The 7,342-nt window shown below is 44.6% G+C and carries 7 protein-coding genes, 8 tRNA genes, 1 rRNA gene and 1 pseudogene; 10 read left to right on the top strand and 7 right to left on the bottom strand.

The genetic code is table 11. The features are described from left to right. The 9 genes from rrf (at nucleotide 1) to HPT30_RS00900 (ending at nucleotide 1,405) form a co-directional block, all read left to right on the top strand. Nucleotides 1–117, top strand: a 5S ribosomal RNA gene (gene rrf / locus HPT30_RS00940). 457 nt (nucleotides 118–574) lie between these two features. Beyond that, a tRNA-Glu gene (locus tag HPT30_RS00935) sits at nucleotides 575–649 on the top strand. 57 nt (nucleotides 650–706) lie between these two features. Then, a tRNA-Val gene (locus HPT30_RS00930) sits at nucleotides 707–782 on the top strand. A 41-nt stretch (nucleotides 783–823) separates the two neighbouring features. Continuing rightward, nucleotides 824–900: transfer RNA gene (locus HPT30_RS00925), tRNA-Met, on the top strand. A 24-nt stretch (nucleotides 901–924) separates the two neighbouring features. After that, nucleotides 925–1,002: transfer RNA gene (locus HPT30_RS00920), tRNA-Asp, on the top strand. Between the two features lie 42 nt (nucleotides 1,003–1,044). Continuing rightward, nucleotides 1,045–1,117, top strand: a tRNA-Lys gene (locus HPT30_RS00915). Between the two features lie 37 nt (nucleotides 1,118–1,154). Next, nucleotides 1,155–1,229 (top strand) — tRNA-Gly (locus tag HPT30_RS00910). A 6-nt stretch (nucleotides 1,230–1,235) separates the two neighbouring features. After that, a tRNA-Arg gene (locus HPT30_RS00905) sits at nucleotides 1,236–1,312 on the top strand. Nucleotides 1,313–1,326: 14 nt separating this feature from the next. Beyond that, a tRNA-Leu gene (locus tag HPT30_RS00900) sits at nucleotides 1,327–1,405 on the top strand. 43 nt (nucleotides 1,406–1,448) lie between these two features. Here the strand turns inward: HPT30_RS00900 and HPT30_RS30305 are convergent. The 7 genes and pseudogenes from HPT30_RS30305 to gap all read right to left on the bottom strand — a co-directional run bounded on the left by HPT30_RS30305 (nucleotide 1,449) and on the right by gap (nucleotide 6,611). Beyond that, nucleotides 1,449–1,577, bottom strand: coding sequence for a hypothetical protein (locus HPT30_RS30305; protein ID WP_281364442.1), 129 nt, complete (start codon nucleotides 1,575–1,577; stop codon nucleotides 1,449–1,451). Nucleotides 1,578–1,591: 14 nt separating this feature from the next. Further along, nucleotides 1,592–2,659, bottom strand: a complete 1,068-nt coding sequence (locus tag HPT30_RS00895) for a tyrosine-type recombinase/integrase (protein WP_281364441.1) — start codon at nucleotides 2,657–2,659, stop codon at nucleotides 1,592–1,594. A gap of 82 nt (nucleotides 2,660–2,741) precedes the next feature. Then, entirely contained in the window at nucleotides 2,742–3,014 is a 273-nt protein-coding gene (locus HPT30_RS00890; RefSeq protein ID WP_217622202.1) for a helix-turn-helix domain-containing protein, read from the bottom strand. 574 nt (nucleotides 3,015–3,588) lie between these two features. Further along, nucleotides 3,589–3,741: pseudogene (locus tag HPT30_RS00885) on the bottom strand (helix-turn-helix domain-containing protein); the annotation flags it as partial. Nucleotides 3,742–3,940: 199 nt separating this feature from the next. After that, complete coding sequence (locus tag HPT30_RS00880) at nucleotides 3,941–4,930, bottom strand: aldo/keto reductase (protein ID WP_175369681.1); 990 nt, start codon at nucleotides 4,928–4,930, stop codon at nucleotides 3,941–3,943. Between the two features lie 210 nt (nucleotides 4,931–5,140). Further along, nucleotides 5,141–5,380 (bottom strand): NifU family protein, encoded by a 240-nt coding sequence (locus HPT30_RS00875; protein WP_163753924.1) that lies wholly within the window; start codon nucleotides 5,378–5,380, stop codon nucleotides 5,141–5,143. 220 nt (nucleotides 5,381–5,600) lie between these two features. Continuing rightward, complete coding sequence (gap, locus tag HPT30_RS00870; RefSeq protein WP_175369680.1) at nucleotides 5,601–6,611, bottom strand: type I glyceraldehyde-3-phosphate dehydrogenase; 1,011 nt, start codon at nucleotides 6,609–6,611, stop codon at nucleotides 5,601–5,603. Between the two features lie 232 nt (nucleotides 6,612–6,843). Here gap and HPT30_RS00865 point away from each other — a divergent pair. Further along, the coding region (locus HPT30_RS00865; protein ID WP_175369679.1) for a TetR/AcrR family transcriptional regulator at nucleotides 6,844–7,342 on the top strand (499 nt) is incomplete at its 3' end.

Below are 7,342 nucleotides of genomic sequence, written 5' to 3'. Positions count from 1 at the left end.
TTTGGTGGCGATGGCGGAGGGGTTCCACGCGTACCCATCCCGAACACGACCGTTAAGCCCTCCAGCGCCGATGGTACTTGGACCGAAGGGTCCTGGGAGAGTAGGACGCCGCCAAGCACTAGACCACTGTTGAATTTACAACAGTGGTCTTTTATTTTTTAAGAAGAAATACTGAAACGTCGAAGAATTAACAATAAAGTATAATCGATCTGTAACGTAGAATGTCGTGTGAAAATAGGGGAGACTTTGTAGCAGAGGGATTACGTCCAACAGCTGCGAAAAGGAACCCATGACCTCTTAGCACGTCTACATCTGTGCATAACAGTCATGACCCCTTAAGAAGCTCTACACAGCTTCTATGAGGCTGTAGAGGCCATTATTTCGATTGCTGAGCGCTTGTAATAGCAGGTGAATTAAATGCAGCCCTGAAGGTTTCTACAGTATTTAGAGTGCTTTCTTTACTCATTGATTGTTTATTAAAACGTTCTATGAAATTTATTTCAAAAAAAGTTGTTGCTATAATCTGAAATATATGATAAGATATTTTTTGTTGTCACATAAACAACTTATGCAGGGCCCGTTGGTCAAGGGGTTAAGACACCTCCCTTTCACGGAGGTAACAGGGGTTCGAATCCCCTACGGGTCACCAAAAAAAACTTGCACAATCATAACAATTGTGATATAGTATAAAAGTTGTTTATAACATGGAGGCTTAGCTCAGCTGGGAGAGCATCTGCCTTACAAGCAGAGGGTCGGGGGTTCGATCCCCTCAGCCTCCACCATGTAACCTCCTCTGGAGGATAAGACAATATGTTTTTAATGACGCGGGGTGGAGCAGCCCGGTAGCTCGTCGGGCTCATAACCCGAAGGCCGCAGGTTCAAATCCTGCCCCCGCAACCAATTTTCATTCATGCAAATATTTCTGGAACCGTGGTGTAGTTGGCCTAACATGCCTGCCTGTCACGCAGGAGATCGCGGGTTCGAATCCCGTCGGTTCCGCCATCTTTTCTGCTTTAAAGTCGAGAAGTTGTATTTTGCAAGTATGAGCCATTAGCTCAGTTGGTAGAGCACCTGACTTTTAATCAGGGTGTCGAAGGTTCGAGTCCTTCATGGCTCACTTTCTTTAAAGTGTGCCGAATGAAAATTTACCGTATGCGGACGTGGCTCAGCGGTAGAGCATCGCCTTGCCAAGGCGAGGGTCGCGGGTTCGATTCCCGTCGTCCGCTCCATTATTTGCGCCCTTAGCTCAGCTGGATAGAGCGTTTGACTACGAATCAAAAGGCCGGGAGTTCGAATCTCTCAGGGCGCGCCATTTTAATAAAATATGCCGGTGTGGCGGAATGGCAGACGCGCTCGACTCAAAATCGAGTGGGAAACCGTGGAGGTTCGAGTCCTCTCACCGGTATTGCTAAAAGAGTTCATTGGAGATATTCTCTAATGAGCTTTTTTTATTTTAGATTTAGTACCCCACTCATTGCTTGAGCTGAAGATACTTTCGAGTTGTATTCCAAATGTGAATAAATATTTGCTGTTGTCGAGTAGTCACTATGCCCTAACCATTCTTGAACTTCTTTCATGCTCACACCGTTGGCTAATAACAAGCTGGGCAGCTATGAAGTAGGTCGTGATACCGGATTCGCTTAAAACCGTGTCTGTTCAGCAGAATGGGAAAATGCTGCGTAATGTAGCCTGGCTTAATGCGCTGTCCCAATGCATCGACATAAATATACTCCAGGTAGTCTGTGCAGTAAGCATTGCCATAAGATAAGCGATGAGCTTCTTGTTGTTCCTTAATACGGATCAGTAGTTCATAGAACGTGTCCACCAGCGGCAGCGTTCGTCGACTAGCTTTGTTCTTGGTACGATCTGTCGCAATTTCAATGAACTTACCGTTTAACGTGCCAGAAGTAACGGTATGCTTAATGGTAATAGTTCGATTAGTCAAATCAATCGCTGGCCATTTTAAACCAACCACTTCACTTCGTCTTAGTCCGTAAAAAGAAGCAAGGATGATGGCATGCTCTATTTTTTCGCCGCGGATTACGGCCAAGAGCTGATTTAGTTCCTCAGCATTGTAAAAGCTTGCTACATAGTTATTCTTTTTTGGACGTTCAACAAGAGTAGCGGGATTTGCCACAATCAGCTTTGTTTTCATTGCATGCTGAAGGGCTTTACGGATATTGGCATGGTAATGAATAACGGTATTGGCACTTACACCTCGTACATTCATCTCGTGAGTGTAATAGGTCTGTATATCCTCCGTAGTCAAATCCTGAAGCATAATCCCTTTTTCGCGGAAGTAAGGCTCTATGCGGCCTTTTACAGCGTTTGAATAGGAGATATAGGTGATAAGTTCGATACTGTTCTTCATCATCTCTAACCATTGGAGCATGAAGTCTGCAAACAACCTTTTATCTTCATCAGATGATGGGGCTGCTTTTGATTCCACTGCATGTTTTTCAACTTCTTCTGTTCGTGCTTGTTCCTCTAGGTGATGATTTTTTCTAGCTTCTTGAAGCAAAATTTCGGCTCTTTTTTTGTTGCCCTTAATCTTTAGTCCGGTAGGAATCCACTTTGGTTTTCGTCTACCGTTATCGTCTTTACAGTTTAAGACGATATAGAAAAGGCCCCTTTTTTCTTGTAGGTGGCCTGCTATCATACATGATCCTCCTTGGTTAGCAGCCCACATCTCTACCATTGACACCATAACTATAACATAGTTAAGACAATGGTTCAACGCATTAATGCGTTAAAGTTATTTTGGGATTTAACTTTTGTGGCTGCATCAATGATTGAAGGTATACAATAACTTGAATTTTAGGTACTTTGTATACTCGTCCGATTTTAAAGTATTGAATGCGATTTGCTTGCAACAGTTTATATGCGCTCTTGCAACTAATGCCACCGAGCATTTCACATAGTTGGGGAACATTCACGACGTCAGGGTATTGTTCAAACATGGATATAAGAGGATGCTTTGTGTCTGGTGGTAATGGCTCAGATTGTTCTGGCATATTACAAAGTCTCCTTTTCAAATGGATATGTAGTTTTGTCTAGGTGGGCTGCGTGTATAATAATAAGCGATCACAATGCTCTCATCTCCATAGGATGAAGGATAAATATTATTTCAAGCTGCTGATGGTAAGTCAGCATCATAGCTTCAACGTTATGATGAAGCTCCCCCTCATCCGAGCGAGCTGCCCCCAATACCGTGACGTTGGCCGGGCAGAAGTATCATAATCCCTTACTCTGATTATGGCGATTCATCCCACCACAGGATGATTACAGCCGGAGAGGTGATCGCTCAAGCCCTAATAGAGAGCTATCATGGCGCTTCCGCTTCGTCGCATCTGTTTTCACAGCAGAGAAAGGAACGTACTTGAAACAATCAATATGAAGTTTTCAATGAGCAAGAATCAATCAAAGTGGATATGATTATCTATTTGATCGCTTCCTGTGATATAAATGGGGACTTGAAACGAAAAAAGCAACTTGCTCCATGAAAATGTTCTCAATACACTAATACAAAAGTAGCTAAAAACACGGGCAAGGCCATGTGAAGTAAAATCCACATGGCCTTGCCCGTGATTACTTATAACGATTGAGATCAAAGCGACGAACTGCCAGGATAAAAGCAATTGTCAACTGTTGTTTGCAATTTGCATCAATGGTTCCATTTCGTTTAGCGTATTTATTTATAACTGGCTCATAACGGATAATCAATTTGGCTTCAGCTTCTTTGTCACCTTGTTGTGTGTGTTTTCAAACTGCACTTTTGTTGACAACTCCAGAGCATGATCCGGAAAATAAACCTGTAATGAAAAGGGATGAACAAGGAGTAGAGTGTAAAGGCTCAGTAGAGCGCAAGCCCATGCATGGGCTGTAGATAGAATAGAATAAGCGGGGACCGTTGTCCCCGCCCTCCATATTGAAAAGTAAACTATCCGGGCAAAATGGCTTCGATTTGCTCCAGCTCTTCTGCACTAAGTTCCGGTGCACTCAAGGAGGCGACCGCATCCTCAATTTGGCTTACCTTGCTGGCTCCAATCAGGGCGGAAGTTACTCTGCCGCCGCGAAGCACCCAGGAGAGAGCCAACTGCGACATTTTCTGTCCGCGAGCAGCGGCAAGATCGTTCAGTTTCCGTACTTTACCGAGGACATCATCCGTAAGCTCTTTTTCAGAAAGGAAGACACTTGGTCCGGCGGCACGGGAATCGGCTGCGATGCCGTTTAGATAACGGTCAGTCAGGATGCCTTTTTCCAGCGGTGAGAACACGATGCTTCCAATACCTTCTTCGTCCAGTACATCCTGCAAGCCGCCTTCAATCCAGCGGGACAGCATCGAGTAATTCGGCTGATGAATCAGGCATGGAGTTCCGAGCTGGCGCAGGATTTGCGATGCTTTGCGGGTATCTTCCGCACTGTAATTCGAAATGCCGACATACAGGGCCTTGCCTTGGCGAACAAGCAGATCCAATGCAGACATCGTTTCTTCCAGCGGCGTGTTAGGGTCTGGGCGGTGGTGGTAGTAAATGTCTACATAATCCAGTCCCATCCGTTGCAAGCTTTGATCCAGACTGGATACGAGATATTTCTTGGAGCCCCATTCTCCGTAAGGGCCTGGCCACATATAATATCCGGCTTTGCTGGAGATAATCAGTTCATCACGATAAGCGGCTAAATCCTTCTTCAGGATTTGTCCGAAAGTCTCTTCTGCGGAACCGGCAGGAGGCCCGTAGTTGTTGGATAAATCAAAATGGGTGATTCCCAGATTAAAGGCTCTTCTCACCATCGCTCTGCCGTTCTCGAAGTTATCGATCCCGCCAAAGTTATGCCACAGACCTAGCGAAATAGCTGGCAGGAGCAGGCCACTGCGGCCAGTACGGTTATATGTCATCTTGTCATATCGGATGGAGCTGGCATTATACATGAATGTTCCTCCTAAAAGTGATTTGAAACGTGATCCTTTGAAGCACTTGGAAAAGCCGTTTTTTCCGGAAGCGCATACTTTTGTTGGATCTAGCGCAATCTTCATCATAAAGCTGCATTCGTTTCAAGTTTGGTTTACGCTCTTATTGTAGCGAAAAGGCAGGTCCAAACGGATGTCAGCAAGGAAGTAGTTTGTTTGGTCACCCTTTCTCTAGAAGACTTGAACGACTTCATGAATGCCATCTACTTCTTCAAAAATGGCACGTTCTATGCCAGCCTTCAATGTGATCGTTGCACTAGGACAGCCGTTGCACTCTCCCAAGAATTTTAGTTTAGCCACTCCATCCTTAACTTGAACCAATTCGGCATCTCCACCATCGCGGTTTAAATAAGGACGCAGTTTTCTCAATACATCATCTACATCTTTGAACAATTCCTCAGAATCTCTCATTTCATGACTCCTTTCATAGAGGCTGTGCTATCAGCTTCACCGTTCGCATTTTCTCTAATTCATCAATCATGTCTTGATAAAACTTAACTCTTCACCTGGAATAACTTTCTAGAAATCGGAAGTACCGATCTTGCTCCTGCTTATGCAGCTTTCCGTACAGTGCATATAAACGCTGCTCTTTTGATGCTTGCAGCTAGGGTAAAGAAGAACTGCAATGATGTTACTTGGCGAGTTTTGCAAAGTATTCTAATGTTCTAACCAGTTGCGCGGTGTAAGACATTTCATTATCGTACCAGGCAACAGTTTTCACCAGTTGCTGGTCGCCAACGGTTAGAACTTTTGTTTGAGTTGCATCAAAAAGAGACCCAAATGTCATTCCTCTAACATCGGAAGATACGATCTCGTCCTCAGTATATCCGTATGTTTCTGGATCTGATGCTTTTCTCATAACGGCATTAACTTCTTCAACCGTAACCTTCGTGTTCAAAACAGCTACGAGTTCTGTTACGGAGCCTGTTGCTACAGGTACACGCTGAGATGCACCATCAAGTTTCCCCTTCAATTCAGGAAGAACGAGGCCTATGGCTTTAGCAGCACCGGTGGAGTAAGGAACAATGTTCTCTGCTGCAGCCCGTGCTGCGCGGAAGTTTCCTTTTGAATCTGGCGCATCAAGAGTATTCTGGTTGCCTGTATAGGCGTGAACGGTAGTCATCAACCCAGACTGAATTCCAAATGTATCGTTCAAAGCCTTAGCCATGGGAGCGAGACAGATCGTTGTGCAAGAAGCACCGGAGATGACGGTTTCCGTTCCGTCCAGTGTTTCATGGTTTACGTTATACACGATGGTCTTCATGTCGCCTGTTGCCGGAGCGGAAATAACGACTTTCTTTGCTCCGCCTTTCAGGTGAAGCTCAGCCTTTTCTTTGGTGGTGAAGAAACCTGTACATTCAAGCACGATGTCTACGCCGAGCTCGCCCCAAGGAATCTCTTCGGGATTACGGTTAGCCAGTACTTTAATTTCTTTGCCGTTAACAGTAAAGGCTCCATCATGAACTTCGATGTCTCCATGGAAAGTGCCTTGCGTAGTATCATATTTGAGCAGATGAGCCAGCATTTTTGCGTCAGTCAGATCGTTGATGGCCACAACCTCGATATTGCCCACCTCTTGAATTCGACGAAAAGCGAGTCTTCCGATCCGCCCAAAACCGTTAATGCCTACTTTTACACTCATTGCATAAACCTCCTGTTTTCGTTCGAAATCCATTCCATATTATTTTGTTCAATAGAACTTAAAGGTAAGCATTGACCCGAAGCCAAACATGCTTGCCTTTGGAATGGGTTTGTTTTAAAATAAAGATACCGATCGGTATCTTTATTATATCAGGATTTGAGACATTGGCAAGGCTTCGGCCGTAAAATTTTGATATAATGTTAGATTAGAATAAGGTCATTCGGAGGAACCCATGAAAAAAGGAGATCGAACAAGAGAGCACATTATTATGAAATCGGCAGCAATCTTTAATCAGAGAGGATATGCCGGTACATCGTTAAACGATATTATTGCCGATACCGGGATTAAGAAGGGGGGCATCTATCGGCATTTTACAAGTAAAGATGAAATTGCGCTTGAAGCCTACAACTACGCTGCCAGTAATGTTATCAGCAAATTTGCTGAGGCGGTCGACCGGGAGCAGTCTGCGTCAGGGCGGTTACTTGCTTTCTTTCGTGTGTATGAAGATGTGGTTGATAATCCGCCATTTGTTGGCGGATGTCCTATGCAGAATACAGCAGTAGAAAGTGACGATACTCATGCGGAGCTTCGAGATCGGGCAAGACAAGGGCTGCATAACCATTTGGATATGATGAAAAGTATTATTCGTGACGGGATTAAAGCTGGGGAGTTTAGGGGAGATCTGGATTCGGATGCGCTTGCTTCATTTGCATTTTCCTTGTTGGAAGGAG

Source organism: Paenibacillus agri (assembly GCF_013359945.1).
Classification (GTDB): domain Bacteria; phylum Bacillota; class Bacilli; order Paenibacillales; family Paenibacillaceae; genus Paenibacillus_AQ; species Paenibacillus_AQ agri.
The sequence above is the reverse complement of the archived record's forward strand: the minus strand, read 5'-3'. Positions and strand labels throughout refer to the sequence as shown.